The organism is Pseudorhodobacter turbinis (assembly GCF_005234135.1).
In the GTDB taxonomy this organism is placed as follows: Bacteria; Pseudomonadota; Alphaproteobacteria; order Rhodobacterales; family Rhodobacteraceae; genus Pseudorhodobacter; species Pseudorhodobacter turbinis.
Genome location: NZ_CP039964.1, coordinates 717,966 through 735,160, shown reverse-complemented (window position 1 = coordinate 735,160; position 17,195 = coordinate 717,966). Strand labels below are relative to the sequence as shown.

Here is a 17,195-nt window from a genome sequence, read left to right as displayed (position 1 = left end):
TCTCCCCTAGCGGATGCTAGAGGGTGGCCAGCTAAGGAGAGGGCCGCAGATGACCGAGATACTGGAGCAAGAACGCCAAACCGCCGCCGCGTGGTTTGAAACGCTGCGCAACGAGATTGTGGCAAGCTTCGAGGCGCTGGAAGAACGCCAAACCACCGGCCCGACCGCAGGTTTGCCCGCCGGCCGGTTTGAGGTCACCAAGACCACGCGCACCTCCGAGGATGGCTCTGACGCGGGGGGCGGTTTGATGTCGGTCATGCGTGGCGGGCGGGTGTTTGAAAAGGTCGGGGTGAATATCTCGACCGTTTACGGCCAGTTGGGGGCGGCGGCGCAAAAGGCGATGGCTGCACGCGGTGTGCCGGGCATGGACAGTGATCCGCGCTTTTGGGCCAGTGGCATCAGCCTTGTTGCCCACATGCAAAACCCCCACGCGCCTGCCGTTCATATGAACACCCGGATGTTCTGGACACCGCATGCTTGGTGGTTCGGAGGCGGATCGGACCTGAACCCTTGCATCGAATATGCCGAGGATACCGCACATTTCCACGATGTGCAGCGCGATCACTTGGCCGCCCATGGTGATGATCTTTACCCCAAGCTTAAGGCTTGGGCGGATGAGTATTTCTTTATCCCGCACCGCAATCGCGCGCGCGGGGTTGGCGGGATCTTTATGGATGATCGCAACAGCGGCGATTGGGCGGCAGATTTCGCACTGACCCAAGATATCGGCCGTGCATTTCTGCCCGCTTTCGTGCCGTTGGTGGACAAACGCCGCGACACCCCTTGGACCGAGGCCGATAAGGACACGCAGCTTGTCCACCGCGGGCTTTATGCCGAATATAACCTTGTCTATGACCGCGGGACCAAATTCGGCCTTGCCACCGGCCATGATGCCAACGCGGTTTTGATGAGCCTGCCTCCGATGGCGAAATGGATCTGATTCCGGCATGGATTGACGGGGCTCTGCAGCCCGTCGAAAAGCTGTCTGTGCATCAGCGCGGGCTGCGGCATAAGGCGGTGTCGGTCTTTGTGCTGGATGGCACCCGCGTGCTGATCCAGCAACGCGCGGCAAGCAAATATCATACGCCAAATCTTTGGGCCAATACCTGTTGCACCCACCCGCATTGGGATGAGACCGATCTGGCCTGCGCAAACCGGCGCTTGGCCGAGGAGCTGGGAATTGAAAACCTGCCCCTTACCCATCAGGGGCAAGTCAGCTACCGCGCCGATGTGGGGGGCGGGTTGACCGAGGATGAGGTGGTGCAGGTGTTCACCGCGCAGGCCGATGCCGGTTTGCCCCTCGCCCTGAACCCCCAAGAGGTGCAGGCCGCGCGTTGGGTGGATTTGCCCGATCTTATGACCGAGATTGCAGTTAATGAGGCGGCCTTTACGCCGTGGCTGCGGATCTATTTGGCCGAGCATCGCGCACAGATTTTCGGTCATGTTGCATGACGTCGGTTTTCGATTTCCCCAACTGAAAGGTTAAAAAATGAAGCTCTATCTGGCGAGAGGTACTATCTCTGTCGCGGCGGCGATTGTGGCAGAGGAGGCGGGGCTGGCCTATACGCCCGTGGTTCTGGATTTCGCCGGCGAAGAGCAAAGCCGACCAGAATATCTTGCCATCAACCCCAAAGGCCGTGTGCCCGCACTTGAGGTGCCAAACGGTATCCTGACCGAGACGGGGGCAATTTTGGACTATCTCGCCGCTCTTGCGCCCTTGGCGGGTGTGGTGCCGCAAGATCCGGTGCAAGCGGGACGGATGCGGGAGGTGATGTATTACCTCGCCTCGACCATGCATGTGAACCACGCCCATAAGCTGCGCGGTCATCGCTGGGCGGTGCAAACGGCAAGCCATGAGGATATGCGCGCCAAGGTGACGGAAAATATGGCCGACTGCTGCGCCTATCTGGAAGGGGCCTGTATGCAAGGCCCCTATGTGCTGGGCGACGATTTCAGTCTGGCAGACGCCTATCTATACATCGTGTGCACATGGCTTGCGGGCGACGGGGTGGCGATTGCCGATTACCCAAAGCTGGCAGCCCATCACGCGGCCATGGGCGAAAGGGCCTCCGTCAAGGCGGTGCGCGCGGCAGGATACCTTTAGGTTTGACCCGCGCTGGTAGGGCGTCCAAATCAGGGCGGTGCCGGTGCTAAAGGGGGAAATGGTTAAAATTTGATTTAGGCCGTGCGGGATTTGGTGTGAGATAACTATGCAATACTATGCATTATTCCACGCCAAGCCCGCGCGGCGATGTTGCCCATTTCGCGGTTCTGTGTCATCAGATCGAGAACAGCAATTAAACCAATGGGTTCATCTATGATCGATTTTGCCGCTCGTCGGACCATGATGGTCGACACGCAGGTTCGTCCTTCTGACGTCACAAAATTCCCGATCATCGAGTCGATACTGGCCGTCCCGCGGGAGGTCTATGTGGGCGCGGATCAGCATGAGGCGGCCTATGTTGGCGGCAATCTGACCATCGCCCCCGGCCGTGTGATCCTAGAACCGCGCAGCTTTGCCAAGCTATTGGACGCTGTGGATATTCAGCCGGATGAGGCGGTTCTCGATCTTGGCTGTGGCTTTGGCTATTCCACCGCCGTAATTGCCAACCTTGCGGATGCCGTGGTTGCGGTCGAGGATGGGGCCGAGATGGCCGATGACGCACAGGGCCGCCTGTCAGAGCAGGGCGTAGATAACGCTGCCGTGATCACCGGCCCCTTGGCCGCAGGCGCTGCAAAACACGGTCCCTATGACGTGATCGTGATTGAGGGCGCCGTGCAAGAGGTTCCACAAGTCTTGCTTGACCAGCTAAAGGACGGTGGCCGCATTGGCGCGCTGTTCATGGAAGGCAGCCTTGGTGTGGCACGTATCGGACATAAGGGCGAGGGCGGGGTAACGTGGCGCTATGCGTTCAATGCCTCGGCCCCGGTGTTGCAAGGATTTGAACAGTCAGCCGCTTTTGCGCTGTAATACGACGGCTTGGCCGGAATTTGGAAATGCGGAGATAGGTAAATGACATCACTTGGCAAATGGCTGCGGGTCGGGATTTTGGGCGCGGCACTGGCGCTTCCGCAGGCGGCCTCGGCGGAAAGCCTTGCTGATGCGCTGATCGCGGCATACCGAAATTCCAATATCTTGGAACAGAACCGGGCCGTACTGCGCGCCGCAGATGAGGATGTGGCGATTGCCGTTTCCAGCCTGCGGCCGGTTTTGGCCTTTCGGGCCGGTGGTGCTTACAGCCACACAAAATACACCGAAGGGTTGACCAGCACGGTTAGCCTGCTGGCCGAGATGACGCTTTATGATTTCGGTCGCAACAAGGCCACGATTGCAGCCCGTAAATCGGCCGTTCTGGCGGCCCGTCAATCGCTTGTCAGCTATGAGCAGGATGTGCTGCTGAACGCGGTAAGCGCCTATGTCACCCTGCAGCAGGCCCAAGATACAGTGGCGCTTCGTCAGTCCAATCTGCGGCTGATCACGCAAGAATTGCGGGCCGCGCAGGACCGCTTTGAAGTGGGAGAGATTACCCGGACCGATGTCGCGATTGCGGATTCGCGTCTTGCGGCCTCTCAGTCAGAGCTTGCTGCGGCACAGGGCGATCTGTCCGTTGCGCGTGAAAATTACAAGCTGGCGATCGGTAAGGTCCCCGGAAGGTTGCAGCGCTTGCCTGCAATGCCACGCACTGCAAACAATTTGGCAGAAGCAAAATCAGTCGCGATGCGGACCCACCCTCTCGTCCGTCAGTTGCAGTATGAGGTGGCCACCGCTGAGGCCGGCATCGTCCTTGCCAAGGCAAATATGGGTCCGACACTGAGCGGAAGCCTTGCCGCGACCGACAACAATGTGAACACCGATAGTTTCAGTGCTTCGGTAACGCTGAACCAAACGATCTATGCGGGTGGAAGCTATTCGGCGCTTTACCGTCAGTCGCTGGCACGGCGCGATACGGCGCGCGCGCAGTTGCATCAAAGCACAGCGCAGGTTGTGCAGGCGGTGGCTGCTGCTTGGTCCAATATTGAAGTGGCGCGTGCCAGCATTGCTGCCAGCCAACGTCAGATCCGCTCTGCCCAGACCGCCTATGATGGCGTGAGGGAAGAGGCGCGGCTTGGCTCCCGGACCACGCTGGATGTGTTGGACGCCGAACAAGAATTGCTAAGCGCGCGCACATCCCGCCTTACGGCGCAGTCGAATTATTCGATCGGGGTTTACACCCTGTTGTCGCGCATGGGTCTGCTTACGGTTGATCACCTTAAGCTTGGCATCCCAACTTATGATCCCGAAGCCTATTACAATGCTGTCAAAAACGCACCTGCGACCTCCAGTCAGGGCAAGCGTCTGGACCGTATTTTGAAAGCAATCGGCAAGTAAGCGCCCCTGATGATGCCACAGATTCGGCCGGTTACCCGGCCGGATGCTGTTTTGTCGGGCGGTGGCCCTATGGCAACGCGCTCTGGTTGAGGGAAATTGCAGAATAGGCCGATGCGACGACTGCCAATTCCTTGTCTTACTCACGGCGGTTTGATAACCTTTGCTAAGCGATGTCAGGCAGCAGGCTGTCCCTTCGTTTGGGCAATTAAAAAGAAACATGGTGTCAAGCTGTGTCGCTCTTGGGTGGTTTAGGTAATGAAGCAGGGTCACATGTCAGAACCGATGAGTTCGGGTGAGATTGAAGACGTTTTGTCCTCGATCCGCCGTTTGGTAACCGAGGATCTGCGCCCTGCGGCCCCGTCACCCAGTGAGGAGCCCGTTGGAAAGCTGCTTTTGACGCCCGCATTGCGGGTGGTTTCGGGTGAGCCCGTGGAGCCAAGCCGCCAACCGGCGCGTCCGAAGGCGAAATCACCGGCCGCAGAAGAACCACAAACCCAGGCCCAAGCGGATATGGCGCGCGTGTTGAGCGAAATCCGCGCCGCCGTAGCGGGCACCCATCAAGAGTGGGAGCCGGAGAACGGCGATGGACCTATGGCCCCGGTGTCATGGCAGGCGCCTGAATGGGTTCCCGAAGCAGAGGTAGTTCCGCCAAAAGGGGATGGCCGCCGGGCAACCGAAAAAGAGATTGCAGATGCTGCCGAGGCCGCTGCGGTGGCCGAAATTACGGCCCGTATGGCCGCTGAGGCCGCACCCGCAGATGCTGGTCAGCTGGGCGGGATTGACGACAAAGTGCTGCGCGATCTGGTTCGTGATTTGATCCGTGAGGAATTGAGCGGATCATTGGGCGAACGTATCACGCGCAATGTTCGCAAATTGGTGCGCGCAGAGATTAACCGCGCAATTACAGCCCGAAACCTCGATTAATTACATTTTCGACGCTCAAATGAAACAAAACGCGCCCGGATAAGGCGCGTTTTGTTTTGCTCGTTTGAAAATGGAAAGATCGGGACGTTCCGATCTGATCCGGTTCAGGCAGCTTCGGCTTGTTCCAACGCATTGCGGCGCTCGGACTCTTCGCGCGAAAGCGCGACCGATGTCCGGATGCCTTTGGATACAAACTCCATCAGACCTTTTACAACACGTTCGTTCGGATCAATCCCGGCGCAAGATAGCACCTCACGCCCGTCACGAGAGCGTGCCCAGCGGGCGATTTGATCCGGGCCGTTTCCGTATTTCTTGTCGTCAGCAATAGCGTCATCCAATGCGGCAAGAACTACAGCGGCAAAAAGCTTGCGCGCCCGCTGTCCCTGTTCAAAGTTGAACGCAGTTCCATCCACGAAGTCTAGCATAGTGTCGTCCTACTCTTGCTCTTGCTCTTTTTTGACGTTCGCCCAATATGACTATTTTTGGCCGATTCGGCATGCCCCGTTTGGAATAGCACATATGCGTTGAGTGCATAGCTTTCTTTTTGCAATACCGCATATTGTTATCTTGCCGTTGGGCATGGTGGTATATATAGGGGTGGATCGATTTCCTTCAATGTTTTGTCAAGGTTTTGTGATAATGCCCAAGATTAACGGCAACGAGATTAAACCCGGCTATGTGCTGGAGCATGATAAAGGCCTTTGGGCAGCGGTTAAGGTTAATAGCGTCAAGCCCGGCAAGGGTGGTGCCTTCGCTCAAGTTGAGCTGAAGAACCTGCGTGATGGCCGCAAGTTGAATGAACGCTTCCGCTCCGAGGATAAGGTGGAACGGGTTTCGCTTGAAACCAAGGACCAGCAGTTCCTGTATGAGACTGACGGCATGCTGGTGTTCATGGATAATGAAACCTTTGAGCAGATTGAACTTCCTGCCGATCTGTTGGGGGAGCGTCGCCCGTTCTTGCAAGACGGTATGATGGCCGCGGTGGAATATTACGGCGATGAGGCGCTCTCGATGCGCTTGCCGCAAAAGGTGCGCTGCAAGATTGTTGAGACGGAGCCGGTGCAAAAAGGCCAGACGGCGGCCAACAGCTTCAAGCCCGCAATCCTGGATAATGGCGTGCGCATCATGATCCCACCCTTCATCGGCGTGGACGAGGATATTATCGTCCACACCGAATTGATGGAATATTCCGAGCGCGCTTAATCCGCGCTGAGCGGGGAAACTGTTGCATCACCGGCCTGCATCGGGCCGGTGGCACGATCAAACCGCAGATAGGCCAGTGCGAAACCGCCGCTTTGGGTAAAGAGCGTGCCTGCGGGCTTGCCATTTTGGGTGGTTATTTCGGTCCCGATCGGGGCCGTGCCCTCAATGCGGACACGGGCCAGACCTTTGCGCAGCTCGGTTTTATGCTTCATGCGGGCGGTGACCTCTTGCCCGACATAGCAACCTTTGCGAAAATCCACACCGTGCAGGCGCTCAAACCCCATCTCTAGCAAATAGCTGTCATCGGGGATCAGCTCTACCCCGCTTTGGGGGATGGCATGTTCGACGCGGATCGCATCCCAGTCAATCGTCGGCGCCTGTCCTTGGGTTTCGCCATAAAGCCGCCAGCCAAGCGCAGGGTGGCGTGGGTCCGCCATCGCGCCATCAGGGGCCGTACCCAAGCCTCGGATGACATGCTGCGGGCTGGGTGTCAGCTGTACATCGGCGCGCAGTTTATACATCGTTAGCCGTTTGATCGTCGCATCAGCCAGCGCTTCGGGTAGGTCCAGCAGCAGCGCATCGCCCGTGTTGACCACAAAGAAATCCGCCAGATATTTGCCCTGCGGCGTCAGAAACGCTGCCCAGACGATGCCCCGCGCATCCTGAAGGCACAGAACGTCATTGCTGACCAAGCCTTGCAAGAAACCCAAAGCCTCCGTGCCGGTCACGGATATCAGGCGGCGGTCGGTTGTCATTTCACCTTGCATGGAAATATCCCCTCAGGACTGGAATTGCAGCTTGCACAGATCGGCATAGAGGCCGGAACGCGCAAGCAATTCTTCATGTGTGCCGCTGTCAACCGCGCGGCCAGCATCCATCACCACAATGCGGTCTGCATTGCGGATCGTGGCAAGCCGGTGGGCAATGACCAGCGTTGTGCGCCCCTTGGAGGCCTCGGACAGGGCCTCGGCGACCAGCGCCTCTGATTGGGCGTCCAGCGCGCTTGTCGCCTCATCCAGCAGCAGGACGGGGGCATCACGCAGCAGTGCGCGCGCAATCGCTACCCGCTGGCGCTGCCCGCCCGAAAGTGCCGACCCACGCGGGCCTGCCGGGCTGTCGAGGCCAAGCGGCAAACCGTCCACGAATTCGCTAACATGGGCGGCATCCATCGCGGCGCGCAGTTGGGTCTCGGTGGGGTTGCTGCCAAGGGCGATATTCTCGCGGATGGTTTCATCAAAGAGCGCGGCATCTTGGGTGACAACGGCAAACTGGCTGCGCAAGGCGGGCAGGGGCAGGGTGGCGATATCGGTGCCGTCCAGTGTGATTTTCCCGTCTTGGGGCGTGGCCATGGCCGTTAGCAGGTTGAAAACCGTGCTTTTGCCTGCGCCCGATGCGCCAACAAGGGCTGTCATCTTGCCTGCCTCGGCCACCAGCGACAGCCCGTGCAACACCGGTACGTCGCCATAGCCGAACACGACATCGCGCACCTCGATGCGGGGCGCTTGGCCTGCATTGGGCAACGTCGCGATTGCATCGGGGCGCGGAGTGGGCTGGGTATCAAACAGGCGGAAAAGCCGCTCAAGGCTGGCTGCTGCCACCTGCCAGAACCCGGCCATATCGCCCAGGCGGCGCAAAGGCTGGAACGTCAGCGCCATCGCCGAGAAAAACGCCATGAAATCCCCGATGGTGCGGGTGCCATCGGCGATCTGCGCGCCACCCAGCATCAGCACCGTGAAAAAGCCGATGCCGGTGATCACATCGATCAAGGCGGGAAGGGTGGAGCGGCCGATCATCATCTTGATCTCGGCGCGCACGATTGTGTTGACGATGGTTTTGAACCGGCCGGTTTGGTATTCCTCCATCCGGTTCAGCTTGACCGCCTGAATACCGTGGAACACCTCATCCAGCCGTGTGGCGCGTTGACCCGCATCAATGCGCATCGCAGCTGTTTTGCGGCGGATATAGCGCTGGATCACCAAGGCGGGCAAAATCAGCAACGGCGCGCCGATCAGCGCGGCCACAGTCCAAGTCGGATCAACCGCCAAGGCGACCGCAAACAGCCCGATCAAAGAGATAACATCGCGCCCGACCCCGGTAATCAGCGTGGACCAAACCCCTTGTACCGCAGCCGTATCGCCCTGCACCCGCTCAATCAGCGCGCCGGGCGGGTTTGATTGGAAAAAACCAGCGTCCAGCGTCAGGATATGGCGCAACAGATCCACCTGCATCGCCGATGAGGACCGCTGCGCAATCGTTGTCAGCAAGGACTTGGAGGTGATCGATGTGATCGCCCGCAACACAAACAACCCCAGAATCGCAAAGCCGACCCATATCAGCGCATCCTGCCCACCTTCCGAGAATACCTTATCGAACAGCGGTTTAAGAAGGTAAGACAGTGCGCCAAGTGTGCTGCCCTCAATCACCATCACACCAAAGGCCACGGCCATCAGCCCTTTGAACGGGCGCAGATAGCCGGCCCAAAGCCGCCCGAACAGGCGAGAGGAACGGTAAGGGTTCGCGGGTTTGGTCTGGGTCACGGGAAGGGCGCCGCCATCATTGGATCAGGTTGGCCATGATGTAACGCGATATGATCGCAACCCGCAAGCGCAGGTGGCGGGATCAGTATTGACGCACGGCCTGCGCGCGCCTAGCAGTTGTGGCAGAACACAAGCCAGAAAGTCTGCTGATGTCTGATACTTCCCGTCCTGCCTCGCTTGCCTTCGGGCGTCCCTATTTGGCAATTCCCGGCCCTTCGGTGATGCCCGACCGCGTGCTGCGGGCCATGCACCGCGCCTCTCCGAATATCTATGGCGGAGAGATCTATGATGTAGTGGACGATATCTGGCCGCGTCTGAAGGCGGTGGCGGGCACCACGCAGCATTGCGCGGTTTACATCGGCAACGGCCATGCCGCGTGGGAGGCGGCGAATGCCAACCTCTTTAGCCGCGGGGATAAGGCGCTTGTGCTGGCGGTCGGGCATTTCGGGCTGAATTGGGCGCGGGCGGCGCGCGCACTTGGGGTGGATGTTGATGTGCTGGATTTCGGCACCTCTGCCCCCGTTGATCTGGCCCGGCTAGAGGATGCCTTGCGCGCCGATACCGGACATAAGATCAAGGCGCTGCTGGCCACTCATGTTGATACGTCAAGCTCTATCAAGACCGATGTTGCGGCCCTGCGCGCGGTGCTGGATGCGACCGGCCACCCGGCTCTTTTGGCGATGGATTGCATTGCCTCGCTGGGGTGTGATGAATACCGGATGGATGATTGGGGCGTCGATGTGACCGTGGCTGCCAGCCAGAAGGGGCTGATGACCCCGCCGGGGCTGGGCTTTTTGTGGTTTTCCGAAAAGGCGCGGCAGCGGTGTGCGGGCGGCGATCTTTGCACCCCCTATTGGGATTGGGAGCTGCGCGCCCGTGGCCCTGAATTTTGGCAAAAGTTCAACGGCACGGCCCCCACGCATCACATCTACGGGCTGTCCGAATCCTTGCAGATGTTGGAGGAGGAGGGCCTGCACAACGTCTGGGCGCGCCACCGCACATTGGCGGGCGCTGTTTGGGCGGCCTTTGATGCTTGGGGGCGCGATAATCCTGCCATCGCTTTGAATGTCGTAAACCCGCAAGATCGGGGCTGTTCGGTGACGGCGGCCCGGCTTGGCGGCAAGGATGCAACCCGCTTGCGCGAGTGGTGTGAGAAAGAGGCAGGGGTGACGCTTGGCATCGGCCTCGGCATGGCCGCCCCCGATGATCCGGCGTGGCACGGCTTTTTGCGCGTGGCCCATATGGGGCATGTGAACGCCCATATGACGCTGGGTGTTCTGGCCGTGATGGAGGCGGGTCTGCAAAGCCTGCGCATCCCGCATGGCGAGGGCGGTATTCTTGCGGCGACAAAGGCGATTTCATCACATTTCGGGTGATCGCGTTCAAGTAGATTGATTTCTGCTGTAATTATGCTATATATAGTTGCAGGAGAAATGCCATGCAAAGACAGATCAAAATCGCACAGGACCAGCGCCCAACCCCCGGACGGGTGGCGGCAAAAGCGGTTTATGCCGCAGCTCAGGAATTGGGTCTGACACAAAAAGACCTTGCCCGCGTGATCGGCGTATCCGAGCCGAGCGTTAGCCGGATGAAGGGCGGCGGCTTTGACCTTGACGGTAAACCGTTGGAGCTTGCGCTATGTTTGGTCCGGCTGTTTCGTGCGCTGGATGCCATTACCGGGGGCGAGGCCGCCGTGACACGGGGCTGGATGGCCAATAACAACCGCGACCTTGGCGGGGCACCAAAGACGTTGATCGCCTCTGCCGCCGGTTTGGTCGATGTGATGAACTATCTGGATGCGGCGCGTGCGCCGGTTTGACGGCGCGCTGGGGCCTTTAAAATCCGGCCTGTGGCGCATTATCGAAGGACAGTACCGCTCCTCTACCCTGCGGCTGGTGGATACGTTCGAAGAGCATGACATGCTGGAGGCGATGCTGGAGGCGACAAAGCCGCCTGTGCCGCCCGAATGTGCGCATCTCGATTTTCAGTTCTGGTCGCCCTTTCGGTATGGCTGCTACCCCAAGGATTCGCGGTTTCGCAGGGCGGGCCGCACGCCGGGGGTCTGGTATGGCTCTGAGATGCCCTTGACCGCGATGTGTGAAATGATCTGGGGGATGCTGCGGTTCTTTCGCGCCTCGGATGGGACGCCCCTGCCGCGCCGCCCGATCGAATATACCGCCGTTCGGGCCGATATCCAGACGCCCTTGATGCTGGACCTAACGGCCGAGGATTGGGCCGCGCAAGGCAACTGGATGGCGCCGGATGATCACAGCGATTGCCTTGCCCTAGCGGACGAGCTGCGCACGGCCGGCGGAGAGGCTGTGCGCTATGCCTCTGTACGTGCGCCCGATCATGCGGCGAATGTGGCGGTTTTGACCTGTTCTGCCTTCGCCAATCCGCGGCCCGTGGGCTTGCAAACATGGCACGTGCTCTATTCGGATCTGTTGCAACGCGTGACATGCGAAAGCGATGGTACGCGTCACAGCCTTGCTGTGAATGGATCAAAACTTATTTATAAGTCATAGACTTACAAGGCAAAGTTAAAGCCACTTCTTGTATTTGAAATACAGATAAGGCAGCACCGCAAAAAGCACCATCAGCCCCAAGGCAAAGGGATAGCCATAGGTCCAGCCCAGCTCTGGCATGTTCACAAAGTTCATCCCGTAAAGCGAGGCGATCAGGGTTGGCGGCAGGAAAATAACCGCCGCAACCGAGAATATTTTGATAATACCGTTTTGCTCGATGCTGATCAGGCCAAGCGTGGCGTCCAGTAAAAACGTGATCTTATCTGACAGGAAGTTCGCATGATCGGCCAGTGATTTCAGATCGCTGCCAAGGGTCTTGCCCCGCGCGCGCAAGTCAGCCTCCACCTGGTTTTTATCCAGAATTTGCATGAGAAACGCCGAGAGCCGATCCATCGTCAGCAAGCTGTCGCGGATGTTGGAATTTAAAATCCCCATCTGCCCGACCTTTTCCAGAACCGCCTGAAAATCCCGGGGCGTTCCCTTTTGGGCGGGGCGGAAAATATCGCGGGACAGCCGGTCAATATCGCGGGCGCTGCGTTCCAGGATATCGGCCTGCCGGTCAATAATGGCCTCCAACAGACCAACCAGAACATCCTGCGGGCCGTCCATTTCGGCATGCGTTGCTTGGGCGCGGGCCGGAAAATTGGTAAACACGCGCGGATCGTGAAAGCGGATGGTAACCAAATGTGTCCGGGTCAGCGCAAAGGCAACGGGCCCCATTGCCGGATCGCCGCTGTCAGAGTTGGCGGGCAGAACGGCTGTCATATAGGCGGTGTTTTTATAGGTATAAAGCCGCGAGGAGATCTCGATCTCGTGCATTTCCTCATGGGTCGGGATTTCAAAGTTAAGCGCGGCTTCGACGGCACGCTCCTCCTCGGGCGTCGGAGAGTGCAGATCAACCCAGGCCGCCTCCGCAAGGTTGCCCTCTTGCGGGACAAGGAGCTTATCCTGAAGGGCGTAGCTTTTGATCATCGTGATCTCCATCCTAGGGGCAATTTGCCCTCATCTGGCCCAACTGTGCCCAATTGTCACGCGTTTTGGCTGTGTAACGCAGCATTGATCGGCGTTGCGGGTTCATTCCACTTTCCGTCGCGGGAAAATCGCCCTATCTTTGGCCAATGATGAATTATGTCCGGACCTGTCCATGACCCGCCCCACCCCGCGCCGTCCCGTTGTCGGAATTATTGGCAATATGAGCATGCTGAACGACAGCTATCCTGTCCACGCCGGCGGCACCATGAACACCGAGGCCGTTGCGCAGGTGGCGGGCTGTTTACCGCTGATCATTCCGCCGGACCCGAGCTTCGTGAGCGTGGAAGAGCTTCTCTCACTGTGTGACGGTTTTTTGCTGACGGGGGGGCGGCCGAATGTGCATCCCAGCGAATACGGCGAGGATGAAACCCCTGCGCATGGCGATTTCGATCGCTGCCGTGATGCCATTACCTTGCCCTTGGTGCGTGCCTGTGTTGAACGGGGGCAGCCCTTTTTGGGCATTTGCCGTGGGTTCCAAGAGGTGAATGTCGCGATGGGCGGCAGCCTTTATCCCGAGATCCGCGACTTGCCGGGGCGAATGAACCACCGCATGCCGCCAGATGGCACGATCGAGGAAAAATTTGCCCTGCGTCATCCAGTGAAATTCACGCCGGGCGGGGTGTTTGCGCAATTGCTTGGCGCGGATGAGGTGATGACCAACACATTGCACGGGCAGGGTATTTGCCGTGCCGGCGCGCAGGTGGTGGTGGATGGCCATGCCCCCGATGGCACGCCCGAGGCGATCTACATCAAGGGCGCCCCCGGTTTTACCCTTTCGGTGCAATGGCATCCGGAGTGGAACGCGGCGGCAGATCCGGTGTCGCGCCCGCTTTTCACCACGTTTGGCAAGGCAGCCGCCGCTTGGGCGGCAGACAACAGGCCGATGCCCTTGTCTGCGGCCTAAAAGCGGACAGACCGTTTACTGGGCAGGTTCTGCGGGCACCGAGGGCCGCGGCACCTCAGGGATCGTTGGTACAATGAGGTTGGTCGTGGTGGGCGTCGCCACCTCTGGTGTGGTTTCTTCGGCCTGTACCTCTACCTTCGCCTCTGGCTGATAGCTGACGGTTTTGATTTCCGGCTCTTCCAGCTTGGGGATAGGGGTCATTTTCGGCTTCGCAACCTTCTTCGGCTTTGGCGGCGTCGGGATTTTCAACCCTTTGGGCATAGAGCCGTCCGCGTTCAGCACCAGTACATTCGCGCCCTTGCTGACCCGTTGATTGAGGTCGATGATGTCTTGCTGCACCATGCGGATACAGCCAGAAGAGGCATTGCGCCCGATTGACCACCAATCCGGCGTGCCGTGAATCCGGTAGCCGTAATCACGCCCGTTCGACAACAGATAGATCGCGCGTGCGCCCAAGGGGTTGGTCGGACCACCGGGTTGGCCGTCTTTCCACTTTTCCAGCTTTGGGCTGCGGGCGATCATTTCCTTTGGCGGCGTCCATGTCGGCCAGTTTTTGGTCTGCGAAACAACGGCCTCTCCGGCCCATTCAAAGCCGGATTTCCCGACCGAAATGCCGTAGCGAATTGCGCGGTTCTTTCCGGTCACGAAATACAGGTATTTCTGCCCCGGATGGATGATGATGGAACCGGGGGGCTGATCGGTTGTGTAATCCACCTCTTGGCGGCGATATTGTTCCGGAAATTTTTCCAGCGGCACGGCGGGGATCACAATGTCGCCATCCATCTTCGAGACATAGGCGACTTCGGCAGGTTCCACCGCGGCGTTACGCTTGGCAGCCTCTGGGTCGGTTGGCGCGGTGGCGACAGGTGCCACGCAGCCCGACAAAAGAAGGGCAACAGCTACAGGCAAAGCTGTCAATCGAAGGGAGAAACCGGTTCCGCGCATAAAGATATACTTCCACAATACCGCCCGAAGGCAGATTCATTCACTTGGGGGGTGTGGTAAATCAAACCCGCGTGTGGGTCAAAGCCCAAGGTCTTAAAATATGACGTAAATCCGCCTATTACCAGCATGCAAGCCCCCGTTCACAGGCTTGTGCGCAGGTGCCAAAGCTCTGGGAACAGCTCTACCTCCAGCATCTTGCGAAGATATTGCACGCCAGAGGTGCCGCCCGTACCGCGTTTGAAGCCGATAATCCGTTCGACCGTTGTGACGTGATTGAACCGCCAGCGCCGAAAATAGTCTTCGAAATCAACCAGTTTCTCGGCCAGCTCATAGGCCTCCCAATGGGTTTCGGGATCGCGGTAGACAATTTCCCAAACGGCTTGCACACCGTCATGCGCGGCCCAAGGTTGCGTCAGGTCCCGGGTGATCACATCTTCGGGAACAGGCAGGCCCGCGCGGTGCAAATGGCGCAGCGCCTCATCGTACAGGCTGGGGCGGGCCAGCTCTGCCTCTAGCCGCTCAGTGTAATCGGCGCGATGTGCGTGGGGTTGCATCATGGCGCGGTTGCGATTGCCAACGGCAAATTCGATCAGCCGGTACTGATGGCTTTGAAACCCCGAGGATTGCCCGAGATCATCACGAAAGCGGGTGTATTCCGAGGGCGTCATGGTGCGCAGCACATCCCACGCGGAATTAAGCTGCTCAAAGATCCGAGCGATGCGGGTGAGCATCTTGAACGCCTCGCGCGCGCGGCCCTGTGCGATGCAAACCCGTGCTGCGTCCAGCTCATGCAGGGCGAGGCGCATCCACAGCTCTGATGTCTGGTGCTGGATGATGAACAGCATTTCGTCATGCGCATCGCCGCGCGGATGCTGCGCGCCAAGGATGGCATCTATCCCGAGGTAGTCGCCGTAAGACATCCGGCCCTCAAAAGACATTTCCGCACCATCTTTGGCCGGATCAACTTGCGTCATCGGGCATTTCATATCTGCTCTCCTATGGGCTCAAGTCACGCGGGCGCGGGTTTTATATTCGGGTTGATCCCAAAGGGCGCGGTCCATGACATCACGGATAATCTCGATGGATTTATCGACGTCATCTTCATTGATGAACAGGGGGGTAAAGCCGAATCGCAAAATATCAGGTGCGCGGAAATCGCCGATCACGCCGCGCGCGATCAGGGCTTGCATGATCGCATAACCCTCGGGGTGGCGGAAAGACGCCTGCGAGCCGCGTTGCTTGCCATCGCGCGGCGAGGCGAGGGTAAGGCTTGGGCAACGCGCCTCGATCCCCGCGATGAAGCGGTCGATAAGCGCGATCGATTTGGCGCGCACATCGGCCATATCCACTTGGTCCCAGATATCAAGCGAGGCCTCCAGTGCTGCAAGTTGCAACACCGGCGGCGTGCCAACGCGCATCCGTTCCACGCCTGCGCCGGGGCGGTAGTCGAGATCAAAGGCAAAGGGGGCCTCATGCCCCAGCCAGCCCGAAAGGGCAGGGCGCGCCACATCCTGATGGCGCGGCGCGACATAGATAAAGGCTGGCCCGCCGGGACCGGAGTTGAGGTATTTATAGGTGCAACCCACCGCGAAATCCGCGCCACAATCCGCCAGCGCCACCGGCAGCGCCCCTGCGGAATGCGCAAGGTCCCACACCGTCAAGACCCCCGCCTTATGGGCAAGTTCGGTCAATGCGGCCATGTCATGCTTGCGGCCCGTGCGGTAGTCGACCTCTGTGATCATCAAGACCGCGACGCTGTCATCTATTGCGCCGGCGACATCTTCGGGGGCGACGGTTTTAAGGGTATAGTCAGGGCCAAGCGTGCGGCAAAGCCCGTCTGCCATGTAAAGATCCGAAGGGAAATTGCCGGTGTCGGACAGGATCACGCGCCGTTCAGGGTTCATCTCCAGCGCTGCGGCCAAGGCCTGATAGACCTTGATGGACAGCGTATCGCCCATCACCACCGATCCAGCCTCGGCCCCGATCAGCCTTGCGATACGGTCGCCAATTGCGGCCGGTTGCGCCATCCAGCCAGCTTTGTTCCAGCCGGTGATCAGCAGTTTCCCCCATTCTTGCGTGATCGCATGGCCCACACGTGCCGCCGCCGCCTTCGGCATCGGGCCAAGGGAGTTGCCGTCAAGGTAGATAACGCCCTCGGGCAAATCAAACTGGGAACGAAGGCTGGCAAAATCGGTTGGCATAAGGCATCCTTTAATTGGTCACGGCATTGAACCGTTTCGCCATAAGAGTTTCAAGTTCAAGATGATGAAAACCGTGGAAAAGCTGCTGGATTGGCCGCCAGTCTGGTTGGCGGGCGCATTGGCGCTGGCCTATGCGCTGCGGCATGCGGGCGGGGGGCCGTTGTGGGCGCGCGGGCTTGGACTGGCTTTGGTGGTGGCGGGGCTGGTGCTTATGGCTCAATCGGCGCGTCAGTTTCGCGCGATGAAAACCACAATTGTGCCGCACCGCACGCCAAGCGCGCTTGTCACCAATGGCGTCTACCGCTTTTCGCGCAATCCGATCTATCTGGCGGATGCGGCGATCTTGCTGGGCGCGATCCTTTACTGGTATGCGCTGGCAGCCCTTATCCTTGTCCCTGCCTTCATGGCAATTATCGAGTGGCGCTTTATCCGGCCAGAGGAAGAGCGCCTTCGTGCCAGCTTTGATACAGCGTTTGCGGCGTGGGAAAAGAGGGTCCGGCGCTGGATCTGACATATTTTCAAGCGTGGCTTAATACATATTCTTGTTCCCTAGCA

19 protein-coding genes are annotated in these 17,195 nt (G+C 59.0%); 12 read left to right on the top strand and 7 right to left on the bottom strand.

Annotated elements, in window-relative coordinates; genetic code table 11:
- Nucleotides 1–49 precede the first annotated feature (49 nt).
- The 6 genes from hemF to EOK75_RS03385 all read left to right on the top strand — a co-directional run bounded on the left by hemF (nt 50) and on the right by EOK75_RS03385 (nt 5,293).
- Entirely contained in the window at nt 50–940 is an 891-nt protein-coding gene (gene hemF / locus EOK75_RS03410; RefSeq protein ID WP_137192581.1) for an oxygen-dependent coproporphyrinogen oxidase, read from the top strand.
- Entirely contained in the window at nt 931–1,452 is a 522-nt protein-coding gene (idi, locus tag EOK75_RS03405; protein ID WP_137192580.1) for an isopentenyl-diphosphate Delta-isomerase, read from the top strand. Before hemF ends, idi begins: the two co-directional genes overlap by 10 nt.
- 37 nt (nt 1,453–1,489) lie before the next feature.
- Nucleotides 1,490–2,104, top strand: coding sequence for a glutathione S-transferase family protein (locus tag EOK75_RS03400; RefSeq protein WP_137192579.1), 615 nt, complete (start codon nt 1,490–1,492; stop codon nt 2,102–2,104).
- A gap of 213 nt (nt 2,105–2,317) precedes the next feature.
- Nucleotides 2,318–2,971: a protein-L-isoaspartate O-methyltransferase family protein gene (locus EOK75_RS03395; protein ID WP_137192578.1), complete on the top strand. Its 654-nt coding sequence runs from the start codon at nt 2,318–2,320 to the stop codon at nt 2,969–2,971.
- Nucleotides 2,972–3,013: 42 nt separating this feature from the next.
- Nucleotides 3,014–4,369, top strand: coding sequence for a TolC family outer membrane protein (locus EOK75_RS03390; RefSeq protein WP_137192577.1), 1,356 nt, complete (start codon nt 3,014–3,016; stop codon nt 4,367–4,369).
- A 270-nt stretch (nt 4,370–4,639) separates the two neighbouring features.
- Entirely contained in the window at nt 4,640–5,293 is a 654-nt protein-coding gene (locus EOK75_RS03385) for a hypothetical protein (protein WP_137192576.1), read from the top strand.
- A 104-nt stretch (nt 5,294–5,397) separates the two neighbouring features.
- Here EOK75_RS03385 and EOK75_RS03380 read toward each other — a convergent pair whose 3' ends face one another.
- The gene (locus EOK75_RS03380) at nt 5,398–5,718 is read right to left on the bottom strand and encodes a DUF6280 family protein (RefSeq protein ID WP_022703400.1); all 321 of its coding nucleotides are present in this window, start codon (nt 5,716–5,718) and stop codon (nt 5,398–5,400) included.
- Between the two features lie 214 nt (nt 5,719–5,932).
- Here EOK75_RS03380 and efp point away from each other — a divergent pair, with 214 nt between their 5' ends.
- A complete protein-coding gene (gene efp / locus EOK75_RS03375) occupies nt 5,933–6,496 on the top strand; it encodes an elongation factor P (RefSeq protein WP_137192575.1) in 564 nt (187 codons plus the stop codon).
- Here the strand turns inward: efp and ygfZ are convergent.
- Nucleotides 6,493–7,263: a CAF17-like 4Fe-4S cluster assembly/insertion protein YgfZ gene (ygfZ, locus tag EOK75_RS03370; RefSeq protein ID WP_137192574.1), complete on the bottom strand. Its 771-nt coding sequence runs from the start codon at nt 7,261–7,263 to the stop codon at nt 6,493–6,495. The genes efp and ygfZ overlap by 4 nt on opposite strands.
- Before the next feature lie 12 nt (nt 7,264–7,275).
- Nucleotides 7,276–8,943 (bottom strand): ABC transporter ATP-binding protein, encoded by a 1,668-nt coding sequence (locus EOK75_RS03365; RefSeq protein WP_137194265.1) that lies wholly within the window; start codon nt 8,941–8,943, stop codon nt 7,276–7,278.
- 239 nt (nt 8,944–9,182) lie between these two features.
- On the opposite strand from EOK75_RS03365, the gene EOK75_RS03360 reads away from it, so the two are divergent.
- The 3 genes from EOK75_RS03360 (at nt 9,183) to EOK75_RS03350 (ending at nt 11,558) form a co-directional block, all read left to right on the top strand.
- A complete protein-coding gene (locus EOK75_RS03360; protein ID WP_137192573.1) occupies nt 9,183–10,409 on the top strand; it encodes a pyridoxal-phosphate-dependent aminotransferase family protein in 1,227 nt (408 codons plus the stop codon).
- Between the two features lie 62 nt (nt 10,410–10,471).
- Nucleotides 10,472–10,852, top strand: a complete 381-nt coding sequence (locus EOK75_RS03355) for an MbcA/ParS/Xre antitoxin family protein (RefSeq protein ID WP_137192572.1) — start codon at nt 10,472–10,474, stop codon at nt 10,850–10,852.
- Entirely contained in the window at nt 10,839–11,558 is a 720-nt protein-coding gene (locus EOK75_RS03350) for an RES family NAD+ phosphorylase (protein ID WP_168199134.1), read from the top strand. The genes EOK75_RS03355 and EOK75_RS03350 overlap by 14 nt, the downstream gene beginning before the upstream one ends.
- A gap of 15 nt (nt 11,559–11,573) precedes the next feature.
- Here the strand turns inward: EOK75_RS03350 and EOK75_RS03345 are convergent, their stop codons facing one another.
- Nucleotides 11,574–12,530 carry a magnesium transporter CorA family protein gene (locus tag EOK75_RS03345; protein ID WP_137192570.1) on the bottom strand — a complete coding sequence of 319 codons (957 nt, stop codon included), beginning with the start codon at nt 12,528–12,530 and terminating at the stop codon, nt 11,574–11,576.
- Nucleotides 12,531–12,702: 172 nt separating this feature from the next.
- On the opposite strand from EOK75_RS03345, the gene EOK75_RS03340 reads away from it, so the two are divergent.
- Nucleotides 12,703–13,494, top strand: a complete 792-nt coding sequence (locus tag EOK75_RS03340) for a gamma-glutamyl-gamma-aminobutyrate hydrolase family protein (protein WP_137192569.1) — start codon at nt 12,703–12,705, stop codon at nt 13,492–13,494.
- A 15-nt stretch (nt 13,495–13,509) separates the two neighbouring features.
- On the opposite strand, the gene EOK75_RS03335 is transcribed toward EOK75_RS03340, so the two are convergent.
- From EOK75_RS03335 to kynU, 3 genes are all read right to left on the bottom strand, one after another.
- The gene (locus tag EOK75_RS03335) at nt 13,510–14,439 is read right to left on the bottom strand and encodes a L,D-transpeptidase (RefSeq protein ID WP_137192568.1); all 930 of its coding nucleotides are present in this window, start codon (nt 14,437–14,439) and stop codon (nt 13,510–13,512) included.
- A 140-nt stretch (nt 14,440–14,579) separates the two neighbouring features.
- Entirely contained in the window at nt 14,580–15,413 is an 834-nt protein-coding gene (gene kynA, locus EOK75_RS03330) for a tryptophan 2,3-dioxygenase (protein WP_137194264.1), read from the bottom strand.
- 30 nt (nt 15,414–15,443) lie between these two features.
- Nucleotides 15,444–16,640, bottom strand: coding sequence for a kynureninase (kynU, locus tag EOK75_RS03325; protein ID WP_137192567.1), 1,197 nt, complete (start codon nt 16,638–16,640; stop codon nt 15,444–15,446).
- Here kynU and EOK75_RS03320 point away from each other — a divergent pair.
- A complete protein-coding gene (locus EOK75_RS03320; protein ID WP_338053354.1) occupies nt 16,585–17,151 on the top strand; it encodes a methyltransferase family protein in 567 nt (188 codons plus the stop codon). The genes kynU and EOK75_RS03320 overlap by 56 nt on opposite strands.
- The last annotated feature ends 44 nt before the right edge of the window (nt 17,152–17,195 follow it).